Genomic DNA, 25,457 nt, shown 5'->3' on the forward strand with positions numbered 1-25,457 from the left:
TGAGACTCTAATTTTTTTGCTCCTGAATCAAGAGCTGTTAGAACTCAACCTGTACGAGTGCCCACACAGATGATTGCTTCATATTTTTAAAGAACATTGTAACTCGATGAGTTACCGCAGCCTTGCTGCGAAGTGGAGCGCTATAATAACGACTTCACTTTTTATGTCAACACTTAATTTTTAAAAAGTTTTTAAAGTTAAGTTTTATTTGACTCGACATCGTTTTGATTTGCTTTTCAGCGTCTCGCCCCGTGTCAGTGGGTGCGCATTATAGGGAGAAATTAAAAGTGCGCAACCCCTTTTTGCAATTAATTTTAATAAATGCGTTCAACCGCTCAAAAAGAAATCAAAACCCTGTTTTTAGTCGCTTTTTGCTAACATTTAATACAGCTTATTTGCATTTAAAGCCTAAGATCTAGTTAGATCTTAGTCTCATCACGCCTTCTTGTATGGTGGAAGCAACTAATTCACCTTTCCTATTAAAGAATTGCCCCCTTACTAAACCACGGCCACCACTCGCACTTGGACTATCGACACTATATAGCAACCATTCATCCATTCTAAATGGACGGTGGAACCACATAGCATGATCTATCGTTGCAACTTGCATATTCGGTTGTAAGAAAGAAAGCCCGTGCGGCTGCAATGCCGTTGGCAAAAACTCAAAGTCTGACGCATATGCTAATAAGTAGTTATGTATACGTCTGTCATCAGGCATTGTGCCATTAGCTCTAAACCAAACATGCCTTTTAGCTTCAGTGCTTTTTGGTTTAAACGGGTTCTGAAAATTTACCGGACGCATTTCGATAGGCATTTCGCAGGTAAATTTATTTCTCAGTTGCTCAGGAATTAGATCTGCGTGCTCTTGGTAAAACTCAAGCGATGACTTAAGGGTTTCTGGTGCTGGCACATCAGGCATCTCTGTTTGATGAGATAATCCCTCTTCATCCCCTTGAAAAGAAGCTGTCATATAAAAGATGGGTTTACCATATTGGATTGCACAAACACGGCGTGTACTGAAGCTTCTTCCATCTCTGATCGTTTCAACATCATAAACAATTGGTTTGCTAGCATCGCCCGGGCGTAAAAAGTATGAGTGTAAAGAATTAACATAGCGATCTGCTGGCAAGGTATATTTGGCCGCAGACAAAGCCTGCCCCATTACCTGACCACCGAAAACTTGTGGAAAGCCGAGATCTTGGCTTTGCCCTCGATAGATCCCTTGTTCAATTTCTTCTAATGAAAGAAGCGATAGTAAATTCTGTAAAACCTGACTCATAACTCATTACCCTGAAACAACATAACGCTTTAATCATACTACACGTAGCTGTTTATTGTGTATTTACCTTGCTCAGCTTAGTCATTTCATCAACAATATTAAAAAAACACTATCTGAATATTTTTATGGCTTATTGGTTATTTAAAACAGAACCTGATGCATTTTCTATTGATGATTTGAAGAATGCACAAGAGCAAAGTACTTTTTGGGAAGGCGTAAGAAACTATCAGGCGCGAAACTTTTTAAGAGATGATGTCAAACTAGGTGATCAGATCTTTATTTATCACTCCAGCTGTAAAGTGCCTGCAATTGTCGGGATCGCTGAAGTGACAAAAGAAGCACACCCAGATCCCCATCAATTCGACCCGAGTAGTGACTACTTTGATGAAAAGTCTAAACCAGACTCCCCAAAATGGTTTGGTGTCACTGTTCAGTTTAGAAAAAAATTAAGGCCTATCTCTCTAAAGCAGATAAAGGCAGATCCTAGAATTATTGATTTACCCCTTAAAAAAGCAGGCCGATTGTCTATCATGCCTGTTACAAAGGAAGAGTTTTTATTATTGAAACATTATCACAATAGCGAGCAACAATAGTTACTCGCTATTGCTGTCTATTTAATCTCAGACCACTTCACTTCAGCAGCTAAAATGCGTTCCGGTGAAATATAGTGAAGAATATCGCCACCTTTGATTTGATAATGCAAAGGTGGATTCAAATCCATATTAAACGCATTCAGGTCGTGAGCAACTCCCAAAATAATGGCATCGTGTTTTTCTTTGAAGTAATGAAAGAAAGCTGAGAAAGGAAGTGCTGCAATATTCTCAGGTAACTGCACACTAAACTGAGTGTCACCATGTAAAGTTGAAAGTAATTCCTCTTGCACTCGACTCGAGCCAGGGTCTTGCATGGCACGCACCAAGATCTCAGCTGATTTGGTACTCGAACACTCAACATTTTTGCAATGGGTGCGTAGCAGGCTGACTTTACTCTCATCAATGAAATGTGCACTTATATGTGCAGCTTGTTTTATTAACGGGCTTATCATTAATGCAGTGGTGAAGGTCTGATCGTCATCTTTGCCATCTATGATAATTTTATCAGCTTGAGAAATCGCAATACGCTCGAGCTCTTTTTCATCTGTAAAACTCGTCAGGTGGGCAAATTCAACTTCAGAATAGTTGGCGAGTGGGTGCTCTTCGAGATCATTAACGGCAAGAATGATTTGTCGGTCTTTTCTTTTATTATCGGCAAGTATGTAATCAACAATCTTTTTTGTTCTCTGCTCATGCCAGCCAAAAATAACGATATGATCAGTTAAGTGTGCTAAGTTTTTGTTTCCCGTCATTGCTCTTTTTACCCAAAATGTAACTAACTGCCCGACTTTGCCAAGCAAAACACCAAATAACGCTAAGCCAAATGGAATTTGAAATAATGCGACGACCCAACGACCCAAAGGGGTTACGGCACTCATATCGCCATATCCTACCGTTGAAGTGGTAACAACATAATAATAAAAATAGGTGTTGAGCCCTAATAGCTCGGTTTCGTTTGCAGCAAGAAGCAGTAACCAAGTCGCAGCTATGTGCAACACAGTTACAGCCATTAATAACTGCCAACTAGCTTTATCTATATGCGCTCTTAATAGCATGGCTAGTTTTTTAAAGTACAAAGGCATAGCTAAAATAATTGAACTTAATGATTTTTGTTCACAATACGCGATATCTATTTGCTTGCAAATACCACTTTAAATAAATCTAGGATAGACTTATAACTGACCGTATTTTAGGTTTATTAGATTTCTACCTCGTGTTAGGTATACTGAATTTATCTTCTTTTAAAGGATAACGACATGGCAGGTGTTTTAGCTTCCGTAGATCAAAGAACTCAGCTTGTTGGTGAAAACCGTCTCGAGTTGTTGTTATTTCATTTACATAGCCGCCATCTTTTTGCTCTAAATGTCTTCAAAGTAAAAGAAGTCGTAAAGTTGCCACACCTGAACATCATGCCAAACGCGCATCCGAAAGTGTGTGGTGTAACCAGCATTCGCGGAGAGTCTATTCCAGTGATCGACCTTCGTAGAGCAATCAATTTGCCAGAATGTCAACGTGATGAAGACTGCAACCTCGTTATCACTGAATACAACCGTACTGTTCAAGCTTTTTTAGTCGGTAAAGTAGATCAAATCGTTAATACTACTTGGTCAGATATTATGCCTCCGCCAAGTTCAGTCGGTAAAAACCATTATCTGACCGCCTTCACTAAATTAAAGCGTGATGGCCAAGAGCACCTAGTTGAAATTATCGACGTTGAGAAAGTACTCGCTGAAATAATCAGTTATGACATACAAATTTCTGAAGATATTTTAGATGAATCAATCTTGCCTGAATTTCAAGGGAAGAAGATTCTACATGCGGATGACTCGCCAACTGCACGTCGCCAAGTATCAGACACGCTAGCACAGTTAGGAATTGAAATTATTCCGGCCACCGATGGCAAAGCCGCTTTAGACATTCTCAAGAAGTGGGCCGATGAGGGTAAAGACGTTAATCAAGAAATACTTGCTGTGATCACCGACGCCGAAATGCCTGTTATGGATGGATACCGATTAACCTATGAAATTAGAAATGATCCTCGCCTTAAAGATCTTTACGTCATTTTGAATACGTCTTTGAGTGGTAGTTTTAACCAAGCCATGGTTGAAAAAGTAGGTTGTAATGCGTTTTTATCAAAATTCCAACCAGACTTATTAGTAGAAGAAGTTCAAAACCGCTTAAAAGAATACATCGGTCAGTAAACTGGTTATTTATACAGTTTAATTTATTATTATTTTCTTTATATTTCAAAGTATTAAATTTTTACGCTCAGTAAAAATGTGTGTCTTGCTGGGAAATAGACGCTAGCCTAGGTATACTTTGCTGCATTCTGATTTGGCAAGGTAACCTAATGGACGTTTCTGATTTAATTGACGGCTTAAACGATAAACAACGCGAAGCTGTAGCTGCTCCTTTGCAGAATATGCTGGTGCTGGCTGGCGCAGGCTCAGGTAAAACGCGAGTACTTGTTCATCGTATTGCATGGTTAATGCAGGTAGAGCATGCCTCACCTTATAGTATTTTTGCTGTGACCTTTACCAATAAAGCCGCCAAAGAAATGCGTACCCGTGTAGAAGAAACGCTTAAATCACCTGTCGGCGGCATGTGGATCGGCACTTTCCACGGTTTATCTCACCGGATCCTTCGCGCTCATCACCGTGAAGCAAACTTACCAGAAGCGTTTCAAATCTTAGACACTGACGACCAAGTTCGTATGATCCGCCGCCTGTTGAAAGCCATGAATATTGATGAAAAGAAATGGCCGCCAAAACAAATCGCCTGGTATATCAGCGCCCGTAAAGATGAAGGTCAACGTCCTAAAGATATTCAAGCTTATGATGTGAACGAACAACTCATGTTGCGCGTTTATACGGCTTATCAAGAAGCCTGTGACAGAGCGGGTTTAGTCGACTTTGCTGAAATCTTATTACGCTGCTTTGAGTTGCTACAACAGCAGCCGACCTTGCTGCGCCATTATCAACAGCGTTTCCGTCATATGCTAGTAGACGAATTCCAAGATACCAACAACATTCAATATCGTTGGTTAAAACTTCTGGCAGGCGGTGACAGCAATATCATGATCGTAGGCGATGATGACCAAAGTATTTACGGCTGGCGTGGCGCTAAAATCGAAAACATCAAACGCTTTTTAGATGACTTTGATGCAGAGACTATTCGCCTTGAACAAAACTATCGTTCTACGGCAACCATTCTAAAAGCATCAAACGCGCTGATTGAAAACAACGCAGAGCGAATGGGTAAAAGCCTTTGGACCGATGGTAACCAAGGCGAGCCAATTTCTATTTACGCCGCCTTTAATGAGTTAGATGAAGCTCGTTTTGTGGTAGGTAAAATCAAGACTTGGCTGAATGGGGGCAATGCTCTACAAGACTGCGCCATCCTTTATCGTAACAACGCCCAGTCGCGTATTCTTGAAGAAGCCATGTTACAAGAAGGCTTAAAGTATCGTATTTATGGCGGTATGCGCTTCTTCGAGCGCCAAGAGATCAAAGATGCTTTATGTTACCTACGCCTGACCTGCAACCGTCAGGATGATGCAGCATTTGAACGTGTAATCAACACCCCAGCTCGTGGTATTGGTGACAAAACTTTGAGCCATATCCGTGACTGTGCACGAAATGAATCAATGCCATTATGGTACGCCGCAAAAGCGATTCTAGAGCAAAAGCATTTAGCAGGCAGAGCTGCAACTGCCGTCACTAAATTTGTTGAACTTATCGAGCATCTCAGCGATAAAATCGATGAGTTAGAATTAAGTGAACAAGCCAAGCAAACCATTGAAGTATCTGGCCTAATGGCAATGTACCAAGCCGAAAAAGGCGAAAAAGGCCGCGCTCGAGTAGAAAACTTAGAAGAATTGATCAGTGCCTGTGGTCAATACGAGCCGCCTATTGACGAAGACTTTAGTTCACCACTACAAGGCTTTTTAGCCTACACGTCACTCGAAGCGGGTGAAGGCCAAGCAGATGAGCACGAAGATGCGGTGCAAATGATGACCTTGCACTCGGCAAAAGGTCTAGAATTCCCACTTGTATTTATGGTTGGTGTAGAAGAAGGTATGTTCCCTTCACAGCAAAGCCATGAAGAGTCGGGTCGCTTAGAAGAAGAGCGCCGCTTATGTTATGTCGGTATGACCCGAGCAATGGATAAACTCTATATTAGCCATGCCGAAAGCCGTCGTTTATATGGGCAAGAAAAGCATCATAGTCCTTCGCGCTTCTTACGTGAAATCCCTGAAGACTGTGTAGAAGAAATTCGCATTAAAACACAAGTTTCACGCCCTGCAAGCACAGGTCGCTTCAGTAACACCATTACTTTGGCAACTTTTGAAGATAGTGGCTACAACCTTGGTCAACGAGTTTTACATGCCAAGTTTGGTGCTGGCACCGTATTAAACTACGAAGGGAATGGCGCGCAATCGCGTATTCAAGTCAACTTCGACGATGTGGGCACGAAATGGCTTGTCACCGCTTATGCAAGACTTGAAAAAATATAATTTAGAGGCGCTATTTGAGCGCCTTACTTTTAATCAGCACCGTCAGTTAGTGTTGTTTTGCGGCTCACAAATGTGGGCTGCCACCGAGTTGAATAAACTCACCAGCAAAACAACTTCTTTTTTAACGCTGTCAAAAGAACCCGCTTTTAATCAAGCGCAATGGCCTGAGCATCTTCATCAAATTCTCGGTCAAGAGTTCGAGGTCGCAATATACGATGGCTACTCAGGGATTATTCCCAATAAACTGGCAGCACTGAGTGGCACAATAAAGGCAGGCGGAATACTTGCGCTCGTCTTACCTGAACTTGCGCAATTAAATTCTTGGTGTGATCAAGGGATCACAACTTGGCAAAATCATCAGCAATCGCTAACAACAAGTCCATTTTTAATACGTTGGCAGCGCTTATTTACTCAGCTACCTATCTCTATAATTTCTGAAACGAACGATGCAAGACTGTCTTTGCCAGATTTAAAATCTGCTTCAGAGCTTAACCATAGATTAGGTGAGCAAGATAAGGTTATTGAAACGCTCATTACATTGCTCACCAAATCGCAGCAGCATACTTTGCTTACTGCCGATAGAGGCCGCGGTAAATCATCAGCTTTAGGTTTATTAGCGAGTAAAATGCCCGAGCAATCATTTGTGGTGTGTGCTCGACAATATCAAGCGGTAAAAAGCAGTTTTACACATTTGGCAAAAGCACTTGGGGTTGAGTATACAGGCCATGAAAAAACACTTGCTAACTTGCGCTTTTGCCCTCCAGATCAGCTACTTCAAGAAAATATTAGCGACGCCATAATTCTTGTTGACGAGGCTGCAGCTTTACCTGTGCCAATCCTCATAAAAATAGCAGATAAGTTTAAGCGCTGTGTATTTGCATCGACTTTAGTGGGCTATGAAGGCAATGGTCGAGGTTATACGCTAAGATTCAAACGTTTTTTAGCACAACACTACCCGACTTATCAGCAATTAACCCTTAATGCACCGATCAGGTATGAGCAGGGTGATCCGTTAGAAAGCAGCATAAACAAACTATTCGCACTCGATGCGGAGTTTAAAGCACCAAAGCAACTTGAACAGTTCGAGTTTACTCATCTTACACCTGAAGATTTACTTCACGATGAACACTTGCTTAGACAAGCATTTTCATTATTGGTGCTCGCGCATTATCAAACTAGCGTGAACGACTTAAGACAGTTGCTTGACCAACCTGAGAACAAGCTATTCGCAATCAAACAACAAGATCACTTGCTTGGTATTTGTCTTGTCAGCATTGAAGGCGCTTTAAATAAAGATAGCGTCGCAATGATTGCGCAACAAAACAGGCGACCCAAAGGGCACTTACTACCGCAACAGCTTTATCACTTACTACAGCAAGATACATTTTTGAGTCATAAGGCCGCAAGAGTTGTCAGAATTGCTATCGCACCAGATTTTCAAAGCCAAAAACTGGGAAAGCTGTTATTAAATTATACCGAGCAGCAACTCCAAGATGAGGTCGACTACTTTGGCAGTAGCTTTGGCTGCACCGCGCAGTTATTAAAGTTCTGGCAAGACAACGATTATCACATTGTGAAATTGGGCTTTAAACAAGACAAAGCCAGCGGCGAGTATTCTGCGATTGTATTAAAAAATAATAAAGACTTATCTCATGAACAAAGCCAGTTAAAAGCGCGTTTTTCTCAGCAATTGATTTATCAACTGCTCACGCACTATCAAATGTTAGATGACACGCTTGTCAGCCAGCTACTAAAACCAATATCTGGCAACCCTCACATTTCGACTGAGCATAAGCAGCAGTTGAAAATATTACTCGACCAACCAGCGCATATTGAGCAAGGCTTGGCATTGATTTGGCAAATTACGACACAAAACCCACAAGTGCTATACAACCTTTCGGCTATTTCCCATCGGCTACTAATTAGGCTAGTATTACAAGGTAATAAAAAAGACGTAATTCAGAAAGAATTATGCATTGACTCAAAAAAACAACTAAACCAATGTTTGTTTAATCTAGTTGCAGAAATTTATGCCCAAACTTAAGCCTTCAATTTTGCTTACCTCTTGCCTTTTTTGGGCATGTCAGCTTATGGCTTCGGGGTCACAACTCGATATAAAACTAGGCATGTCGGTAGCTTTAACTGGGCCCGCCAGTGAAATAGGCAAACAACTTGCGCTAGGTTCTAAAATTTATTTTGAACAGCTTAATAAACAGGGTGGGATCCACGGCGCGCTTATCGAGCTAGATGTGAGAGATGATGGCTATGAGCCAAACCACACAGTCAACAACACTCGTTATTTTATCTATGATAAAAAAGTACATGCTTTATTTGGCTATATGGGGACGCCCACAACGTCTGCAATAAAATCCATGCTAGAACATGCACAAACGCCTTTACTCATGCCTTACACCGGCGCAGCATTTTTGAGAGAAAACCCGCAGTTCAAAGTATTTAACCTAAGAGCCAGCTATCTTGATGAGGCAAAAGAGCAAATTAGTTACCTGGTTGATGAATTAGGCCATTCAAAAATTGCCTTGCTCATTCAAGCTGATGAATTTGGTATCACATTGCAAAAAAGTCTCACTGCTGCATTAAAAATGAAAGGTTTAAAGCCACAGGCTATTGGCCGATTCAGAAGAAATACCAACGAGGTTGAAAAAGCCCTCAAGCTTATTAGCAAAAGTGAAGCAACCGCGGTGGCCATGGTCGGTACTTATGAACCTCTGGCACAATTTATTCGTCTTTCCCAAAAAGCAGACAAACAATTCGCATTCACCAGTGTGTCTTTCGTCTCTAGTGAAGATCTTTTAAGTAAGCTAACAAATCCCAGTCAACTCATGATCACTGAGGTTGTTCCTAGTCCCAAATTCTGTGAGGGAAAAATTTGTGAGCAATTTAGAGCCGCAGTAACGTCTCAATCTCAACCTCTTACACATGCTATTTTTGAGGGCTACTTAAATGCATTGGTGTTTAGCCGTGCCGCAAAAATGTGCCCTCTCCCTTACAACAATACTTGCGTATTAAAATCACTCAACAATGTGATCACTCAAGATCCTGAATTGCGGCATTTATTTAAGATCAAACCAAAGCAAAAGAAATTACCAATTTTCCGTTCATATCACTCATAATTGATCTATCATTAGGCATACTTATAAGCATAATGAGGCAGACATGGATTTAATTAATTTTCGTGTTGGGCAAAAAACAATTTCTTTAAAGATCTTAGACATATTGCTAACCGAGCGCTATGAAGGAAACCTAACCTCACTGCCAAATGGTAACCCTAGCTTCTTAGGTGTGAAAGATTATATGGGTACTCCAACACCTATTTTTGATCTTGGTTTAATCTTAAATAACCAGTCGTCTTCAGAAGTAAACCAAGCACTCGTAAAGCTATTACATGATAGAGAGCAAGATCATAAAGCTTGGTTAGCAGCATTAGAACATAGCATTCATGAGGGTGTTGCATTTACTAAAGCTCGAGATCCAAGGCAGTGTGAGTTTGGTAAGTGGTTTTATAGTTTCAAAACTGATAATGAAGATTTAAAAGCACTGCTAGCACGCTTTGAAGAGCCCCATGATAAATTGCACAGTTTATCTAGCACCTTACTCGACATGTGCGCTAAGGGCGAAAAAGAAAAAGCTATTAGAACACTAGAAAAAGAAAGAACCACAACTTATCAAAAGCTGATCCGATTGTTTGAGTCTGCCAGAGATCAAATTACACTCGATCATAAACCCATTATTGTTTTCACAACCTTAGATGGTCAAAAACCACACATTGGCTTGTTGGTTGATCAAGTGCAAGACAACATTCACTGTGATGAAAGTGAGATCAAGCCACTACATGAGATCACCAATATCGGTTTTGATATTGATCCTCAGACTAAGCAAATGATGAAAGGTTTAATTAAGCGTGATGATACGCACAGTGTATTAATCGATCCGAGTGCGATTTTTAGGCCTGAACATTTACAAAACTATGAGCCTGAAGAGACTGAAAGCTACGGCTTGTTTTAATTATTAATCTGAGCTCAGGTTAATTAAAAATACCTATATGTTTTTTCGCTTTTGATAGCGACAAAAAAACCGCTCAATTGAGTAATGCCAGTCAGTTAAGAATTGACTGGCATTTTCTTTTATACGGATATTTCCTTGGTTTCTTTCTAACCTCTCTTGGGTATCTCCTATCAGGAAGCCGGTCTGGTAATACAAACAATCTTAGTGTTGTCAGCAGCTCTTCATAATGTACTGGCAACTTACTCGCACTGTGGATAGGAGTGAGCATAAAAAATGCGATGATATGGCGCATACATAAACTAAAACTAAGTTGTCTGGGTATCAGGATTTCTTCCGCTTTCGTTGCATCAATCATTGCAATGCGGATTAAGTTGTAAGCTAACAGTAGTCCCCATAACTCTTGACGTACCATATCTGGCTTTTTACTTCGTAATGCATGTTTAGACTGATGCAACCCTTGTTTCATTTCTCTAAAGCCCAACTCTATTTCCCAACGCTGAGTATAGACTTCTGTTAATTCATCATATGGATAACGCATGGGATCGATTAATGAACTCAGTACACGGTAGCTTTTCCCATCAACTTTATACGTAGTGAGTCGGGCGGTTATTTGCTCTGGTAAATCTTTAAATTTACTTTTAGCTTGAGGGCTAGTATGTAAAGAGATTATTTTATCTTCATCGCTGATATGACGTTCAACTTGGTATTGTAAATCCTTGCGAGCTGGTAACATCCAATGTGTATTTTTACCTTGTCTTTGCCACTGATATAAAAGGCCTAAAGAGTAATAGCCACGGTCAAATAGCGTTAAAGAGTCATCTGGGACAGACGATAAAAGTCTTTTGGCAAGTGTCATTTCCCCTACATGGCGTGCATCAAAGCTACTATCCAGTAATAGATGGCTTGATACCTCCATCAAACTACACATCCTGATTTGAGGATAACTGCCTTCACCAAATTGATTACTGTCACTACCAAACGCAATACGATTTTCTTCGTTATCTTGAGTTCTAAAGCTCACTCCATCAACAGCTAACAAATTCAGTCCACACCACTGCTCAAAGGCATGCTTGTAAAATGCTCTTTGGGCCAACAATCGAAACGAGTGACACACTGCATCAACCCCTAAACGTTGACGGCCTTGAACCAAAGCGCTGGGCGCAACCAGTTTATTTTTCCCCGGCAGCGTAATATCTAATCGGCTTGCGATATCCCATACTGTTTCGTTACGAAATAGGCTCATACCAATGACTGACCACATTATAGCTTCTAACGGCAACCTTCTTCGACGCACGGTTGCAACTCCAGCATATTCGAACGCCTGTTCAAGTATATCGGCATCAAGGACATTCTTTAGTTTATCCAGGGTGTGTACATCATCTAAAAACGAAGTTAGGTCGTCACAGTGATTAGAAAGAGGCATAAAAAAATCCGATATTAGTTTCCTAATATCGGATTCTGAACCCTTTAAAAGATCGGTCAACTGATCTATTTGTTTCTTAACTGATCAGCATTGGCTCAATTGAGCGGTTTTTTTACATCTCGTAAAAGATTACTTCTTAGCTTCACGGCTCGCGCGCTTACGCTCGCTTTCAGTAAGTAGCTTCTTACGGATACGGATGCTTTCAGGTGTTACTTCTACTAGCTCGTCATCATCGATGAACTCAAGTGCTTGCTCAAGTGTCATAACGATTGGTGGTACAAGGTTTTGCGCTTCGTCAGTACCTGATGCACGTACGTTAGTTAATTGCTTACCTTTAAGTGCGTTTACTGTTAGGTCATTATCACGCGCGTGAATACCAATGATCATACCTTCGTAAACTTCAACACCGTGACCGATGAATAGCTTACCACGGTCTTGTAGGTTGAATAGTGCGTTAGTCAGTGCTTTACCAGCAGCATTTGCGATAAGTACACCGTTCTTACGTTGACCAATGTTACCGCCTTTGTGTGGGCCGTAATGATCAAACGTGTGGTACATAAGACCAGAACCAGATGTTAGTGTCATGAAGTCAGTTTGGAAACCGATTAGACCACGTGAAGGCATCATGAAGTCCATACGAATACGGCCTTTGCCATCTGGCGCCATGTCAGTCATTTCTGCTTTACGAAGACCAAGCTGCTCCATGATAGAACCTTGGTGCTCTTCTTCAACGTCAACTGTAACTGTTTCATACGGTTCTTCTAATTGACCGTCAACTTCACGAAGGATTACTTCTGGACGAGATACTGCAAGCTCGTAACCTTCACGACGCATGTTTTCAATTAAGATACCTAAGTGAAGTTCACCACGACCTGAAACACGGAAGCTATCTGGGTTATCAGTCTCTTCAACACGTAATGCTACGTTGTGAACAAGTTCAGCTTGAAGACGCTCAAGGATATTACGTGAAGTAACGAATTTACCTTCTTGACCAGAGAACGGAGACGTATTTACAGAGAACGTCATTGTTACTGTCGGTTCATCAACAGAAAGCGCTGGAAGTGCTTCAACTGCGTTTACATCACAAACAGTATCAGAGATCTTAAGTTCACCTAGGCCTGTAATTGCAATGATGTCGCCCGCTTGCGCTTCTTGCGCTTCGTGACGGTCAAGACCTAAGTAAGTAAGTACTTGGCCAACTTTACCGTTACGAGTTTTGCCATCAGCGCCAACAATTGTTACTTGCTGGTTTACTTTAACTGTACCACGCTTAATACGACCTACACCGATTACACCGATGTATGAGTTGTAGTCTAGCTGTGAAATCTGCATTTGGAATGCGCCTGCAGGATCTGCATCTGGCTTTTCTACTTGCTCAACGATCGCTTCAAACATTGGTTGCATGTTGTCTGAAGGCTCGTCTAGATCAAGCGTTGCCCAACCGTTAATTGCTGAAGCGTAGATAACTTGGAAATCAAGCTGCTCGTCAGTTGCACCTAGGTTATCGAATAGATCGAATACTTGGTCCATTACCCAATCAGGGCGTGCGCCTGGCTTGTCGATTTTGTTGATAACAACGATTGGTTTAAGACCTAGTGCGAATGCTTTTTGCGTTACGAAACGCGTTTGCGGCATTGGACCTTCTTGCGCGTCAACAAGTAGTAATACTGAGTCAACCATTGAAAGAACACGTTCTACTTCACCACCGAAGTCAGCGTGTCCCGGAGTGTCTACGATGTTGATGTGGTAATCGTTCCACTCAATCGCGGTGTTTTTAGCTAAGATGGTAATACCACGCTCTTTTTCGATGTCGTTGGAATCCATCACGCGTTCTTCATTACCGCCACGTGTTTCTAACGTGCCCGATTGCTCTAGCAGCTTGTCTACTAGGGTCGTTTTACCGTGGTCAACGTGCGCGATAATCGCGATATTACGTAATTTTTCAATGCTCATGTTTATAACTCAGATAATTACTCGAAAGAGTGGGTTAATCCTATACACCAAATCGTGTAGCACAGCCCCCAAAAAGGCCGCTAGAATTTAAAAGGGGCGTATTATCCCCTAATAACGTCATAGATGAAAGTTTATGCAGCATTATTTTTTCAACTGACGTGTCTAATCGACGAATAAAGGCTCAATTCAGTATAGAAGTTCAAAGCTAGCTCGCCATTTAATCCGAAAGATTTCATATGTTAAGCTCAAAAATTATCACTTATTCATGTGATTTACATGACACTTCATCATTCAGCTAAAACACTTTGCTACAAATAACTGAAATTTCGCGAATATAAAAATTTAAAAACTGGGCAAAAAACAGGCATCGACTATACTACCCCTGCACCATTGCCGTGCATTTGCGGATCATATTGGTGCACCACAAAGGTGCAAACAATACTCTAGATTATAAAATTTATTTAAATTCATGAAGATAGAAAACTGGCACAATACCCGCTTATTGCTGCGCAGTCATAACGAAAGTTATAGCAAAAAATATATAACCCAACGAGTTTTGGAGGACACACATGTCTCATACAGTTTTACAATTTATCAAGGAAAACGACGTTAAGTTTGTTGACCTACGTTTCACTGACACTAAGGGTAAAGAGCAACACGTTTCTATCCCTCATCACCAAGCTGACGAAGATTTCTTTGAAGATGGTAAAATGTTTGATGGTTCTTCAATCGCTGGTTGGAAAGGCATCAACGAATCAGACATGGTGTTAATGCCAGATGCTGATTCAGCAAAGTTAGACCCATTTGCAGAAGAAACAACACTAATCGTTCGTTGTGATGTTGTTGAGCCATCAACACTTCAAGGTTACGAGCGTGACCCACGTTCTGTTGCTAAGCGCGCAGAAGAGTACATGCGTTCAACTGGTATCGCAGACACTGTTTTATTCGGTCCAGAGCCAGAGTTCTTCCTATTTGACGATGTTAAGTACAAAACTGACATGTCTGGTTCTATGTACAAAATTGATGCTCAAGAAGCTTCATGGAACTCTGACAAAGATTACGAAGGCGGTAACACGGGTCACCGTCCAGGCGTAAAAGGCGGTTACTTCCCAGTAGCACCGGTTGACTCTTCACAAGACTGGCGTTCTGCAACATGTTTAGTTCTAGAAGAGCTAGGCCAAGTTGTTGAAGCACACCACCACGAAGTAGCTACAGCGGGTCAAAACGAAATCGCAACTCGCTTCAATACAATGGTATTGAAAGCAGACGAAATTCAAGAAATGAAATACGTTATCCATAACATGGCACACCTATATGGTAAAACGGCAACTTTCATGCCTAAGCCAATCGTAGGCGATAATGGTTCAGGCATGCACTGTCACCAATCACTAGGTAAAGATGGCCAAAACATCTTCGCTGGTGATAAGTACGGCGGTCTTTCTGAAGAAGCACTATACTACATCGGTGGTATCATCAAGCACGCTAAAGCAATCAACGCATTCGCTAACGCGTCTACTAACTCTTACAAGCGTTTAGTACCAGGCTTCGAAGCACCAGTAATGCTTGCATACTCTGCACGTAACCGTTCTGCTTCAATTCGTATTCCAGTTGTTCCTTCTGAGAAAGCACGTCGTATCGAAGTACGCTTCCCAGATCCAACAGCAAACCCTTACCTAGCGTTCTCAGCAATGCTTATGGCTGGTCTTGACGGTATCAAGAACAAGATCCACCCTGGCGATGCAATGGACAAAGATTTATATGACCTACCTGCAGAAGAAGCGGCTGAAATCCCAACAGTTGCAGCCTCACTAGAAGAAGCGCTTTCAGCACTTGATGCTGACCGTGAGTTCTTAACACAAGGTGGCGTATTCACTGATGACTTAATTGATGCATACATCAAACTTAAGTCACAAGAAGTGGAAAAACTGAACATGACGACTCACCCAGTTGAGTTCGAAATGTACTACAGCGTTTAATTACCCAGTAATTATTCTCCGTAGTATTTAGTGCATGACAACTCACACTACATGTGACGAGTTTAAAATGCACTCAAGCGTGTAACTGACACGCACCTAAATCATATGTGTTCTCAAGCCCGCGAAAGCGGGCTTTTTTATGGTAAAGAGCGACATAAACAACTAAAGTACTTATTGCAATGTGTGTTTCTAGCTAGGGTTGAAAAATGAATTGGGCGATATCAGGTTTATGTTTATTAATGGCATTTATCACATTGCCAAGTGAAGCAAAAATTTATCGTTGGAAAGACAAAAATGGTAATTGGGTCTATTCAGATACACCTAAAAAAGGGGCTCAACAAGTAAAATTAAACAAGCCCTTGGTCATGCCCAGTACTAACACGGATATTTTGCAACCCAACTTAAACCAGAAATCAATCTCCTATCAAGCGAAAATCACTTCTCCTAGTCACGAACAAACCATTAGAGAAAATACAGGCACTGTGTATGTAACAGGGCAAGTTATACCTAGTTTTCACAAAGGTTTTACGGTTCAGTTATTTCACAACGGTACAGCCGTGGGGTCTCGACAATCCTCAACCTCATTCGTACTTAAGTCGCTTGTTCGTGGTGAGCATAGAATAAAAATGGCCGTGTTCAACCCACAAGGAAAGAGTATTGCAACTAGCCAAGAACACACTTTTTATCTTCATAAAGCCAGCGTGAGCCAGTAAATATTGAGACTTTCTAAATGTAGGCGTATGATAAAACGCACCAAATTGGTGCATAACAATGAAAGCTGATCCACAATGGCACATTCTCTAACATCTTTTGCCGAAAATGTTTGGCAAAATCTATCAACTTGCATCTTAGTCATTGATGATGCTTACACCATTCAATTTGCCAACAATTCATGTAGTGAACTGTTTGGCCTAGGCCTAAAGCGGCTGCTCAATCAACCCCTGCTGAGTATTTTTAATCATCACAGTATCGACTTAGAAAAGCTCTCTCAATACGTGCTAGATGAAGGCGTTGATTGCCAGCAACACAGAGTAGACGTGGTGTTCATCGACAATCGCTCAGCCACACTAAACATTTATAGTCGAAAAATCGTACATCAACACCAAGCTTATATTTTGCTTGAGTGTCGAAAAATAGATGATGAAGTAAAATTTGATCAAGCCTCTAAGCAGATGCACCAATATCATGCTGCACGTACACTTATTCGCGGTCTTGCCCATGAAATAAAAAATCCATTGGGCGGAATTCGTGGAGCGGCGCAATTATTGCAATATGAGACTTGCCAGCAAGAGCGTGAGCAATGTGCACAGCTGATCATAGAGCAAGCTGATAGACTGACTGAATTGGTAGATAAATTATTAGGCCCTAACCAGCTCCCTAATAAAACATCGTGCAATATCCACCAACTGTTAGAGTCTGTGATCAAACTATGTAGCTTTGAACAGGGTCAACACATCAGCTTAAAGAAAGATTACGATCCGAGTATACCTGATGTGGTTATTGACCAAGCTAAGATCCAGCAAGTAATCTTAAACATCGTGCGTAACGCACAGCAAGCGCTCAAACAAGGTGGAGAGATAACCTTAAAAACCCGATTCAGACATCGTGTTCGTCAAGGGGATCATGTCGTTAAAAAAGCATTGCTTATTCAAATCAGCGACAATGGGCCAGGTATAGACGAACAATTAAGAGACACCTTATTTTACCCTATGGTAACCAATAAAGAAGGTGGCTCAGGTCTCGGGCTCTCCATTGCACAAACACTGATAGAACAACATGGTGGCAGTATTGAATGTGACAGCTGGCCGGGTCATACCGAGTTCAATATATATTTGCCATTTACATCACAACCATCGGGGAATCACGAATGAAATCAGTCTGGTTAGTTGACGACGATGCATCTATTAGATTCGTTTTAGATAAAGCTTTGTCTCGTGCAGGATTTGCCACAGAAAGCTTTACAAATGGCCAAGATGTACTGACCGCACTTGAATATAACCAACCAGCAGTGCTTGTATCTGATGTGCGCATGCCAGGTATTGATGGCATGGCGCTACTAGAACAAATTAATAGCCAATATCCTAATCTACCTGTGATCATTATGACAGCACACTCAGACTTAGATTCGGCAGTCAATGCGTTTCAAAAAGGCGCATTTGAGTATCTTGCTAAGCCCTTTGATCTGAATGAAGCAACCAAATTGGTTGAACGTGCTTACGAAACTCAGCAACAAAATCGTAAAACCAAAGCGCAACCGAGTACACCACAAAACAGCCCTGATATCATAGGCGAAGCCCCTGCAATGCAGGAAGTATTTCGCGCTATCGGAAAACTATCGGCTTCAAGTATGAGTGTTCTGATCAATGGCGAATCTGGTACTGGTAAAGAGCTTGTTGCAGGCGCTCTACATAACCACAGCCCGCGTAAAGCCAATACCTTTATTGCACTCAACATGGCGGCTATACCAAAAGATTTAGTAGAATCTGAGTTGTTTGGACATGAAAAAGGCGCCTTCACCGGTGCTGATAGCATACGTCGCGGCCGCTTTGAACAAGCCGATGGTGGTACGTTATTTTTAGATGAAATTGGTGATATGCCACTCGACGTGCAAACTCGTTTATTGCGTGTACTTGCTGATGGTGAGTTTTACCGAGTCGGGGGACATCAAAGCATTAAAGTCGATGTACGAATTATTGCGGCGACTCACCAAGATCTCGAAACCTTAGTGCAAAAAGGTAAATTTCGTGAAGACTTATTCCACCGCCTCAATGTAGTGCGTTTGAAGATACCTGCCTTACGAGAGCGGCCTGAAGATATCGAACGTTTGGCCGTTCACTTTTTAGCAAAGAGCGCGAAAGAATTGCAGGTCGAAAGTAAAACGCTTTCTGCTGAAGCGATCAAGACCATGCAGTTGTATCACTGGCCAGGTAATGTGCGCCAATTAGAAAACACCTGCCGCTGGTTAACTGTCATGGCACCAGGTGAACTGGTTGGTGATATCGACTTACCCGACGAGCTACAACACACGCAAGTACAGCCTGAAGCGCAAGGCGATTGGCTCAATGCCTTTCAAGTTTGGCTTAACCAAGAGCTTAAAAACGGCAAAGAGAATATTTGGCCGGCAGTTCAAGCGCAACTTGAAACCCGTCTGATCAAAACTGCTTTAAATGCCTGTCACGGTCATAAGCAAGATGCTGCACTTCGCATAGGTTGGGGACGCAATACATTGACCCGCAAACTAAAAGAGCGCAATATTCAGGATAGTTAGAACTATCCTGAATTTGATGTATGAAGTTACTAGAACATGTTCCGCTGATTAAGCAGTTAGAAATAATCAATCGCCTGCCTTTTTTTAGCGACTTCACTTTGGCCGAAAGACAAGTGTTACTCGAGTCTTTCAGTCATTTATACCTTGTACAAAAAGACAAACACGCGTTTAAACGCTTTGACAAAGACAATCGCTTATTCATTATTTTAAGCGGTGAGTTAGTCATTTTTAAAAAAGAAGGGTTAAGTGAACTAGGTCGCGTGGGTCCGGGAGAATTTATTGGCGAAGGGGCATTCATTTGCAAACGAGAACACAGTACCAATGCCAAAGCTGTCAGTGATAGTATTTTACTGACCATTACACCAGAAGCATTAACTCGCCTACCAAGTGTGATCAGAGAGAAAATTAAAGATAAAATTATTGAAGGAATGGGTCTTCGAATAGCCAAACTAAATAACTACATCGAAGAAAGTATGTAGGCGTATAACGCCTACATAAAACAAATTAGTTTGCTAGTAACACTTCAAATGCACTGAATAATTTTTCTAGCTCGTCAATAGTGTTGTAGTGCATACAACCAATACGAACAACACCCCCTTTATCCATTACACCAAGCTGCTCACACAAGCCTTGCGCATAGAAGTTACCATCCCACACGCACATGTGTTGCTTGCCTAAGAACTCAGACACTTCGCGTGGTGCTAAGCCTTCAAATGTTAAGGCAAAAGTTGGCGTACGTTCAGCAAGGCGAGACGTATCTTCAATACCGAATAAACGGATCTGAGGAAAATCAGCAAGGCGCTTTAAGAAATACGCACTTAATGCCATTTCATGCTCTTTGGTGTTAGTAAATGCTTGCGCTAAACGCTCACGACGCGGCGTGCTTTCTGGTAGGTCACTTAAGCTGGCAATATAGTCAATCGCAGCAATCACACCCGCTAAGCCTTCAAAGCTCTGCGTGCCAGTTTCCCATCGACCTGGGATCACATCTTTTGCAGGTTCAACTTTGTATGGTGTAAAACCTTCTAAATGTTCACGCTTACCATATACAATCCCGACGTGCGGGCCAAAGAACTTGTAAGCCGAACAAGCTAAGAAGTCACAGTTAAGTGCCTGAACATCAATAAGCTCATGAGGCGCGTAGTGAACCGCATCCACATACACCAACGCACCAACTTGGTGCGCAAGTTCAACGATCTGTTTAATATCGTTAATAGAACCCGTCGTATTCGACGCGTATGTCACTGCAACTAGCTTAGTCTTGTCATTTAACAATGACTTGTAGTGTGCTAAATCTAGTGTGCAATCCGCTTCATTGATTTTTACAGCGTGTACAAGTGCCCCTTTATCTTCAGCAGCCTGACGCCATGAAGACACATTAGAGAAGTGATCAGCATTGGTCACAATCACTTCATCCCCTGCTTGCCAATCACGTGATAGCGCACGGCTAAAGCTAAAAGTTAAGCTCGTCATGTTCGCGCCGAACACGATTTGCTCTTTGCTAGGCGCATTTAATAAATCAGCAACTGCTTGGCGTGCATTGTCCATTAAGCTGACAGTTTTATCGCTTGAGAAGAATGCCCCACCTAAATTTGAGTTGTAGTAACCCAAATAAGCCGACATCGCACTCAGCACAGACTGAGGCACTTGCGATCCACCCGGACCATCTAAGAATATAGGAGATTGACCATTCACCTGCTGCATAAGTGCAGGGAACTGACGACGCAATTTTTGTAGTTCCATCCTAGCCTCTTACGCAGTAAATACGAAACAATCTAAATAACCGATTTCATCGGCATTTAGTTTATTCATCGGTGTGGCGTTGTGCCAAACTTCGCGGTCATTCACAAGTGCAAACAAACCGTCTTTGATTTCCATCTTGAAGCAAGGCTCTGCTTCTTTGTGCTCGTATACCAGCAGCTCACCGCCTGCGATATTTTCATGAGAGACGCCACATACACATACATGATCAAAACCATCTTGGTGAACACCTTCTGGTGCCGGTGGTGTGTCGCTTTCAATCGCTAACATTCTGAACTGATGAACTTCGATGTCGCGGCTCTCTTCAATGCCCGTCATCGCTCTAAATTCAGTCAGTAAATGCTTGAATGCATCGCTGTTGATTAAATCGGTTTCTAAATTTTCATAAACGCGCTCAATGTTACCTTGAAAGTTATTGATTGAGTCGTCTTGAACAAACGCTTTAGTTGGCTGAAGGCTTACTTCATTATCAACAAATTTTAGTACTGAGTAACGACGCTTACGGAATGCACCGTCAGCATATGGGTTATCAGGTAGGTTATCAAAGAATGGTTTTACACCATCGATGTGAGGCTGTTGAATAAAACGTAATTGAAGCAAGTTCTGGTTGTTTACTGCTGTCATGTTGCTCTCGTTTATGATTATAGAATTGGCGCAGATCTTAATCTATTTCGAGCAGTTAATTGATTTAAATTACACACGCAAACATCAATAATTACATTGATAATGCATTTTAGTAATTTATACGGCTAAATTTTCTAATTTTAAAAAGGCAAAAAATTTGCAACCAAACTGGTCGGTCCAGAGTAAAAATAGTTCAGTTTAAGCGATAAGCGATAAGCGATAAGCGATAAGCGATAAGCGATAAGCGATAAGCGATAAGCGATAAGCGATAAGCGATAAGCGATAAGCGATAAGCGATAAGCGATAAGCGATAAGCGATAAGCGATAAGCGATAAGCGATAAGCGATAAGCGAAATTAAGTATTAATCACGTTGGAACGTCAAATTAAATTTGATGAAGAATGTTTAATTATGATTTTTTAAAAGATAAGGGAGTGGGTTGCGGGAGCCGAATTTCAACCAATAACCTTTGTGGATAATAAGAGCGAGCCCGACGAAAGCTAAAAATTTCTTAGGAAGAAAAATTTATAAAGGTGTTTAATAAGGAAATTTTAACAGATAAGAAAGTTGGTTGCGGGAGCCGGATTTGAACCGACGACCTTCGGGTTATGAGCCCGACGAGCTACCAGGCTGCTCCATCCCGCGTCAGATGGTTTGCATAAGCAAACGAGCCCTAGAGTTTTGAATTCACTCTAGAAGAATTGGTTGCGGGAGCCGGATTTGAACCGACGACCTTCGGGTTATGAGCCCGACGAGCTACCAGGCTGCTCCATCCCGCGTCCGAATGGTTTGCATAAGCAAACGAGCCTTAGAGGTTTTGATTCTCTCTAAAAGAATTGGTTGCGGGAGCCGGATTTGAACCGACGACCTTCGGGTTATGAGCCCGACGAGCTACCAGGCTGCTCCATCCCGCGCCTGTAACATTAAAATACACAGTGTTATTTTAATGAATTTTGAAAGGTCTCCCTTTCAAGAGGTCGCTATAATAATGGATTAAATTTTTATTGCAAGGCATAAAACGCAAAACTGCGTTCAAATGGATAAAAATAGAACAAAAGTCTACTTAAGTACCGAAAAAGCTAGCAATGAATGCTAGCTTTTGAACAATTAACGACAGTCCCAAAGGCCTGATAAACACTCCCAAGTTACCCAACCACCTGCAATTTGCTTTGTTTGGGCTTTATCTAAGTTTTTGCTCTCTTTGTTTAATTGCTTAAGTTTTTTACTATTAAGTTTTAGTTTCATCATCTTCTCCTTGTTTGAAACATGCCCAAGATAACAATGAGATAAAAAACATACAAGTTAATCTATAGCTCTTTGATGTGGCGTGATCAATTTCTGGAACTGCCAATCAGGGTGGCCCATTACAATAAAATCTGGGTTTTCTGTGGTTTCGCGCTGATTATAAGTTAAAGGGTTAAACTCAGAATCAGTGATACAGCCACCGGCCTCTTCGACAATTACCTGTGAAGCGCCCGTATCCCACTCGCCTGTTGGGCCAATTCGTAAAAAACAATCGGCTTTGCCTTCAGCGATGATACACGCTTTGAGTGAACATGAACCAAGCGCAACGGTATCAAATTGGCTATTCAAATACTGGCTTACTGCTTCGAGTTTTTGTCTGCGACTCACCGCCAAAGTTAAGTTATCAGGCGAGGCAACGCTAATTTTCTGTTGTTCTTCACCCACACGTTTGAATGCACCTAAACCTGCATAAGCAAAGTATGTGGTATTTTTAGCAGGCCAGAAAATGACCCCCAAAACAGGCTTGTTGTTTTCTATTAATGCAATATTTACCGCAAAGTCACCACTTTGCAGAATAAACTCGCCTGTACCATCCATAGGATCTAACAACCAATAACGCTGCCACTCGCGGCGTTTTTCAAGGGCTGGAATAGGCGTTTCTTCAGACATAATCGGAATATCGGGTGCCATAGCTTTTAAGCCCGCCATCAATACATCATTTGAGGCCAAATCAGCTTTGGTGACCGGTGTATGATCTGACTTTTCTTGCTGACCAATGTCATCTTGTTTATAGATATCCATAATGGCTTGGCCTGCTTTTTGGGCAAGCTCAATACAAGGCTCTAATAATGACTGCATATGTTACTCCTTTGCTGCTAGGAAGGTTTGTAACAACATAAGCGCTGCCACACTGCGCGCTTCAGTGAAGTCTTCTTGCTCAAGCAAGGATTGCCATTCATCTAATGGCCATTTTACAACCACCAGCGGTTCAGGCTCATCACCTTCTAAACTTTCTGGGTAAAGATTTTGCGCAACCAAAATGTGCATGCGCGCATTAAAATAACTTGGTGCCAGTGACAGCGTTTTTAGCTCATCAAACTGCTCTGCGCCCATGCCAACTTCTTCTTTTAGCTCGCGGTTGCCAGCTTGCTTTGCAGTTTCACCTGGGTCAATTAAGCCTTTAGGAAAGCCGAGTTGATAGTTATGTGTGCCCGCACAATATTCTCTGACTAATAAAAGCTCGTTGTCTGAGGTGATTGGCACCACCATCACAGCACCTCGGCCACCGCCTCGAATTCGTTCATATTGACGCTGCTCACCATTTGAAAAGGTCAAATCTAATGCTTCAACGGTAAAGAGTTTACTTTTGGCCACTACATCGCAGTGGATAATTTCAGGTGGGTTTGGATGCTTTTTCTGTGACATAGGCGTTTATTTGCTAATATGGCAGTTAACTTAATCATAAAGCCTTTAACGACAAATGCCTATGTTAAATTGGTCAAAAATCGATACCGTTTTATTAGATATGGACGGCACTCTGCTCGATCTGCATTTTGATAACCATTTTTGGTTAAATGTGATCCCCGAACAGCTCGCAAGAAAACACAATATCAGTGTCACAGAAGCTTTTGCTGATATAGAAAAACGCTACCAAGCTGTAGAAGGAAGAATTCAATGGTACTGCTTAGATTATTGGCAAAAAGAACTCGATCTGCCCATCATGGAACTGAAGCGTGAGATACAGCATCTGATCACTATACGTGACGACGTACCCGAGTTTTTAAAGGCGTTAAAAGCTGCAGGAAAAGAACTCATTTTACTGACCAATGCACACCCCGATAGCTTAAGCTTAAAAGTCGAGCGTACGCAGTTTGATCAATACCTCGACAAGCTGATTTCAACCCATGAGTATGGCGTGAGTAAAGAAAGCCAAAGTTTATGGCAGCAAGTTCAAGCTGATTTGGGTTTTGATAAAAGCAGAACTCTGTTTGTCGATGACAGTTTAAGCGTATTAGCTTCAGCTAAACAATTTGGCATTGAGCACTTATTGGCGGTTGCTAACCCAGATAGCAAACAGCCAGTGAAAGACATCACTGGCTATTTATCAATTACGGACTATCGCACTTTATTGCCGATAGCTTAGAACAATTATTATGCAGGGTAACGCGCTTCTAGCCCTGCATAAACTTGCTTAGCAAAATCCGCATGCTCTGTGTCTAGACTCTTCACAACTTCAACTAAATGCTCGTTGTCTTCTTGACCATTCCATACCTTAATGTAAGAACCATCTTTATAACCATGATCTTGACGGAAGAAATTCAGGGTATTCTTGCCCACATAACCACGATATAAATCATCAATGCTCATACCAATTTGCTGCATACAGCCAGCAAACGCTTGCGCGTTGAAAGACTTATCAGCCACAGCGCTCGCTGCAAGTTGTTCAAGTGTTTGTTTAAAGTCTTCAGCAAGTTGCGGCTCACTTAATTCTTTTTCCAGTTCTGTTGCTAACTGCTCGTAGCTTTTCACGCCATCAATACGTAGCGATAGGCCGAAGTGGAAAATATCCACTAGCTCTAAAATCACTTGCTCAGTATCTGGTGTTTGCTTTTTCCACCACTTCCAACCGTAATGGTCTAGCATTTCAGCACACTCAACCCAAATAGCGCGATACCATTCAAACCCTTGGTTAAACCATTGCTCATGAACCTTAGTGTTCATGGCGTTTTGCATTTCTAGCATAACGACTAGCTTTGTTGTGTTCGCAGACATGGTGCGCTTCCTAATTTCGTTTTTT

General features: G+C 41.7%; 22 protein-coding genes and 3 tRNA genes. 12 read left to right on the plus strand and 13 right to left on the minus strand.

Annotated elements, in window-relative coordinates:
* Positions 1 to 415: 415 nt before the first annotated feature.
* Positions 416 to 1,279, minus strand: coding sequence for an acyl-CoA thioesterase II (gene tesB, locus ACH784_RS16085; RefSeq protein ID WP_404391895.1), 864 nt, complete (start codon positions 1,277 to 1,279; stop codon positions 416 to 418).
* A 125-nt stretch (positions 1,280 to 1,404) separates the two neighbouring features.
* Between tesB and ACH784_RS16090 the strand changes: the two genes are divergently transcribed.
* On the plus strand, positions 1,405 to 1,872 hold the full coding sequence (locus tag ACH784_RS16090) for an EVE domain-containing protein (protein WP_404391897.1): 468 nt from the start codon (positions 1,405 to 1,407) through the stop codon (positions 1,870 to 1,872).
* Between the two features lie 17 nt (positions 1,873 to 1,889).
* Here ACH784_RS16090 and ACH784_RS16095 read toward each other — a convergent pair whose 3' ends face one another.
* Entirely contained in the window at positions 1,890 to 2,954 is a 1,065-nt protein-coding gene (locus ACH784_RS16095) for a potassium channel family protein (RefSeq protein WP_404391899.1), read from the minus strand.
* A gap of 174 nt (positions 2,955 to 3,128) precedes the next feature.
* On the opposite strand from ACH784_RS16095, the gene ACH784_RS16100 reads away from it, so the two are divergent.
* The 5 genes from ACH784_RS16100 (at position 3,129) to ACH784_RS16120 (ending at position 10,411) form a co-directional block, all read left to right on the plus strand.
* A complete protein-coding gene (locus ACH784_RS16100; protein WP_404391901.1) occupies positions 3,129 to 4,073 on the plus strand; it encodes a chemotaxis protein CheV in 945 nt (314 codons plus the stop codon).
* Positions 4,074 to 4,222: 149 nt separating this feature from the next.
* Positions 4,223 to 6,388, plus strand: a complete 2,166-nt coding sequence (gene uvrD / locus ACH784_RS16105; protein ID WP_404391903.1) for a DNA helicase II — start codon at positions 4,223 to 4,225, stop codon at positions 6,386 to 6,388.
* Positions 6,366 to 8,432, plus strand: a complete 2,067-nt coding sequence (locus tag ACH784_RS16110; protein ID WP_404391905.1) for a GNAT family N-acetyltransferase — start codon at positions 6,366 to 6,368, stop codon at positions 8,430 to 8,432. The genes uvrD and ACH784_RS16110 overlap by 23 nt, the downstream gene beginning before the upstream one ends.
* Positions 8,419 to 9,519, plus strand: a complete 1,101-nt coding sequence (locus ACH784_RS16115) for an ABC transporter substrate-binding protein (protein ID WP_404391907.1) — start codon at positions 8,419 to 8,421, stop codon at positions 9,517 to 9,519. Before ACH784_RS16110 ends, ACH784_RS16115 begins: the two co-directional genes overlap by 14 nt.
* A gap of 43 nt (positions 9,520 to 9,562) precedes the next feature.
* Positions 9,563 to 10,411, plus strand: coding sequence for a CZB domain-containing protein (locus ACH784_RS16120; RefSeq protein ID WP_404391909.1), 849 nt, complete (start codon positions 9,563 to 9,565; stop codon positions 10,409 to 10,411).
* A gap of 91 nt (positions 10,412 to 10,502) precedes the next feature.
* On the opposite strand, the gene ACH784_RS16125 is transcribed toward ACH784_RS16120, so the two are convergent.
* On the minus strand, positions 10,503 to 11,834 hold the full coding sequence (locus ACH784_RS16125; RefSeq protein WP_404389461.1) for an IS4 family transposase: 1,332 nt from the start codon (positions 11,832 to 11,834) through the stop codon (positions 10,503 to 10,505).
* Between the two features lie 129 nt (positions 11,835 to 11,963).
* Complete coding sequence (gene typA / locus ACH784_RS16130) at positions 11,964 to 13,787, minus strand: translational GTPase TypA (protein WP_404391911.1); 1,824 nt, start codon at positions 13,785 to 13,787, stop codon at positions 11,964 to 11,966.
* A 569-nt stretch (positions 13,788 to 14,356) separates the two neighbouring features.
* Between typA and glnA the strand changes: the two genes are divergently transcribed.
* The 5 genes from glnA to ACH784_RS16155 all read left to right on the plus strand — a co-directional run bounded on the left by glnA (position 14,357) and on the right by ACH784_RS16155 (position 19,510).
* Positions 14,357 to 15,763, plus strand: coding sequence for a glutamate--ammonia ligase (gene glnA, locus ACH784_RS16135; RefSeq protein ID WP_404391913.1), 1,407 nt, complete (start codon positions 14,357 to 14,359; stop codon positions 15,761 to 15,763).
* A 206-nt stretch (positions 15,764 to 15,969) separates the two neighbouring features.
* Entirely contained in the window at positions 15,970 to 16,476 is a 507-nt protein-coding gene (locus tag ACH784_RS16140; protein ID WP_404391915.1) for a DUF4124 domain-containing protein, read from the plus strand.
* Positions 16,477 to 16,551: 75 nt separating this feature from the next.
* Complete coding sequence (glnL, locus tag ACH784_RS16145) at positions 16,552 to 17,634, plus strand: nitrogen regulation protein NR(II) (RefSeq protein ID WP_404391917.1); 1,083 nt, start codon at positions 16,552 to 16,554, stop codon at positions 17,632 to 17,634.
* The gene (gene ntrC, locus ACH784_RS16150; RefSeq protein ID WP_404391919.1) at positions 17,631 to 19,031 is read left to right on the plus strand and encodes a nitrogen regulation protein NR(I); all 1,401 of its coding nucleotides are present in this window, start codon (positions 17,631 to 17,633) and stop codon (positions 19,029 to 19,031) included. The genes glnL and ntrC overlap by 4 nt, the downstream gene beginning before the upstream one ends.
* A gap of 20 nt (positions 19,032 to 19,051) precedes the next feature.
* Positions 19,052 to 19,510: a cyclic nucleotide-binding domain-containing protein gene (locus ACH784_RS16155; RefSeq protein ID WP_404391921.1), complete on the plus strand. Its 459-nt coding sequence runs from the start codon at positions 19,052 to 19,054 to the stop codon at positions 19,508 to 19,510.
* Positions 19,511 to 19,535: 25 nt separating this feature from the next.
* Here the strand turns inward: ACH784_RS16155 and ACH784_RS16160 are convergent, their stop codons facing one another.
* The 8 genes from ACH784_RS16160 to nudE all read right to left on the minus strand — a co-directional run bounded on the left by ACH784_RS16160 (position 19,536) and on the right by nudE (position 24,085).
* The gene (locus ACH784_RS16160; protein ID WP_404391923.1) at positions 19,536 to 20,774 is read right to left on the minus strand and encodes a cysteine desulfurase-like protein; all 1,239 of its coding nucleotides are present in this window, start codon (positions 20,772 to 20,774) and stop codon (positions 19,536 to 19,538) included.
* A 9-nt stretch (positions 20,775 to 20,783) separates the two neighbouring features.
* On the minus strand, positions 20,784 to 21,416 hold the full coding sequence (locus tag ACH784_RS16165; RefSeq protein ID WP_404391925.1) for a 2OG-Fe dioxygenase family protein: 633 nt from the start codon (positions 21,414 to 21,416) through the stop codon (positions 20,784 to 20,786).
* 567 nt (positions 21,417 to 21,983) lie between these two features.
* Positions 21,984 to 22,060 (minus strand) — tRNA-Met (locus tag ACH784_RS16170).
* 57 nt (positions 22,061 to 22,117) lie between these two features.
* Positions 22,118 to 22,194, minus strand: a tRNA-Met gene (locus ACH784_RS16175).
* Between the two features lie 58 nt (positions 22,195 to 22,252).
* Positions 22,253 to 22,329: transfer RNA gene (locus ACH784_RS16180), tRNA-Met, on the minus strand.
* Between the two features lie 193 nt (positions 22,330 to 22,522).
* Positions 22,523 to 22,660 carry a hypothetical protein gene (locus tag ACH784_RS16185; RefSeq protein WP_404391927.1) on the minus strand — a complete coding sequence of 46 codons (138 nt, stop codon included), beginning with the start codon at positions 22,658 to 22,660 and terminating at the stop codon, positions 22,523 to 22,525.
* Between the two features lie 57 nt (positions 22,661 to 22,717).
* Positions 22,718 to 23,518: a 3'(2'),5'-bisphosphate nucleotidase CysQ gene (gene cysQ / locus ACH784_RS16190; protein WP_404391929.1), complete on the minus strand. Its 801-nt coding sequence runs from the start codon at positions 23,516 to 23,518 to the stop codon at positions 22,718 to 22,720.
* A gap of 3 nt (positions 23,519 to 23,521) precedes the next feature.
* Positions 23,522 to 24,085: an ADP compounds hydrolase NudE gene (gene nudE, locus ACH784_RS16195; RefSeq protein WP_404391931.1), complete on the minus strand. Its 564-nt coding sequence runs from the start codon at positions 24,083 to 24,085 to the stop codon at positions 23,522 to 23,524.
* Between the two features lie 61 nt (positions 24,086 to 24,146).
* On the opposite strand from nudE, the gene yrfG reads away from it, so the two are divergent.
* Complete coding sequence (yrfG, locus tag ACH784_RS16200) at positions 24,147 to 24,803, plus strand: GMP/IMP nucleotidase (protein WP_404391933.1); 657 nt, start codon at positions 24,147 to 24,149, stop codon at positions 24,801 to 24,803.
* An 8-nt stretch (positions 24,804 to 24,811) separates the two neighbouring features.
* Here the strand turns inward: yrfG and ACH784_RS16205 are convergent, their stop codons facing one another.
* Positions 24,812 to 25,432 carry a dUTP diphosphatase gene (locus ACH784_RS16205; RefSeq protein ID WP_390449520.1) on the minus strand — a complete coding sequence of 207 codons (621 nt, stop codon included), beginning with the start codon at positions 25,430 to 25,432 and terminating at the stop codon, positions 24,812 to 24,814.
* Between the last annotated feature and the right edge of the window lie 25 nt (positions 25,433 to 25,457).

The sequence above is a fragment of the Pseudoalteromonas phenolica genome, assembly GCF_044788725.1.
GTDB lineage: Bacteria > Pseudomonadota > Gammaproteobacteria > Enterobacterales > Alteromonadaceae > Pseudoalteromonas > Pseudoalteromonas phenolica_C.

Bases quoted from the DNA above. Each gene is read 5' to 3' on its own strand.
- tesB (WP_404391895.1), bottom strand. From the start codon at position 1,279: ATGAGTCAGGTTTTACAGAATTTACTATCGCTTCTTTCATTAGAAGAA.
- ACH784_RS16090 (WP_404391897.1), top strand. From the start codon at position 1,405: ATGGCTTATTGGTTATTTAAAACAGAACCTGATGCATTTTCTATTGAT.
- ACH784_RS16095 (WP_404391899.1), bottom strand. From the start codon at position 2,954: ATGCCTTTGTACTTTAAAAAACTAGCCATGCTATTAAGAGCGCATATA.
- ACH784_RS16100 (WP_404391901.1), top strand. From the start codon at position 3,129: ATGGCAGGTGTTTTAGCTTCCGTAGATCAAAGAACTCAGCTTGTTGGT.
- uvrD (WP_404391903.1), top strand. From the start codon at position 4,223: ATGGACGTTTCTGATTTAATTGACGGCTTAAACGATAAACAACGCGAA.
- ACH784_RS16110 (WP_404391905.1), top strand. From the start codon at position 6,366: ATGCAAGACTTGAAAAAATATAATTTAGAGGCGCTATTTGAGCGCCTT.
- ACH784_RS16115 (WP_404391907.1), top strand. From the start codon at position 8,419: ATGCCCAAACTTAAGCCTTCAATTTTGCTTACCTCTTGCCTTTTTTGG.
- ACH784_RS16120 (WP_404391909.1), top strand. From the start codon at position 9,563: ATGGATTTAATTAATTTTCGTGTTGGGCAAAAAACAATTTCTTTAAAG.
- ACH784_RS16125 (WP_404389461.1), bottom strand. From the start codon at position 11,834: ATGCCTCTTTCTAATCACTGTGACGACCTAACTTCGTTTTTAGATGAT.
- typA (WP_404391911.1), bottom strand. From the start codon at position 13,787: ATGAGCATTGAAAAATTACGTAATATCGCGATTATCGCGCACGTTGAC.
- glnA (WP_404391913.1), top strand. From the start codon at position 14,357: ATGTCTCATACAGTTTTACAATTTATCAAGGAAAACGACGTTAAGTTT.
- ACH784_RS16140 (WP_404391915.1), top strand. From the start codon at position 15,970: ATGAATTGGGCGATATCAGGTTTATGTTTATTAATGGCATTTATCACA.
- glnL (WP_404391917.1), top strand. From the start codon at position 16,552: ATGGCACATTCTCTAACATCTTTTGCCGAAAATGTTTGGCAAAATCTA.
- ntrC (WP_404391919.1), top strand. From the start codon at position 17,631: ATGAAATCAGTCTGGTTAGTTGACGACGATGCATCTATTAGATTCGTT.
- ACH784_RS16155 (WP_404391921.1), top strand. From the start codon at position 19,052: ATGAAGTTACTAGAACATGTTCCGCTGATTAAGCAGTTAGAAATAATC.
- ACH784_RS16160 (WP_404391923.1), bottom strand. From the start codon at position 20,774: ATGGAACTACAAAAATTGCGTCGTCAGTTCCCTGCACTTATGCAGCAG.
- ACH784_RS16165 (WP_404391925.1), bottom strand. From the start codon at position 21,416: ATGACAGCAGTAAACAACCAGAACTTGCTTCAATTACGTTTTATTCAA.
- ACH784_RS16185 (WP_404391927.1), bottom strand. From the start codon at position 22,660: ATGAAACTAAAACTTAATAGTAAAAAACTTAAGCAATTAAACAAAGAG.
- cysQ (WP_404391929.1), bottom strand. From the start codon at position 23,518: ATGCAGTCATTATTAGAGCCTTGTATTGAGCTTGCCCAAAAAGCAGGC.
- nudE (WP_404391931.1), bottom strand. From the start codon at position 24,085: ATGTCACAGAAAAAGCATCCAAACCCACCTGAAATTATCCACTGCGAT.
- yrfG (WP_404391933.1), top strand. From the start codon at position 24,147: ATGTTAAATTGGTCAAAAATCGATACCGTTTTATTAGATATGGACGGC.
- ACH784_RS16205 (WP_390449520.1), bottom strand. From the start codon at position 25,432: ATGTCTGCGAACACAACAAAGCTAGTCGTTATGCTAGAAATGCAAAAC.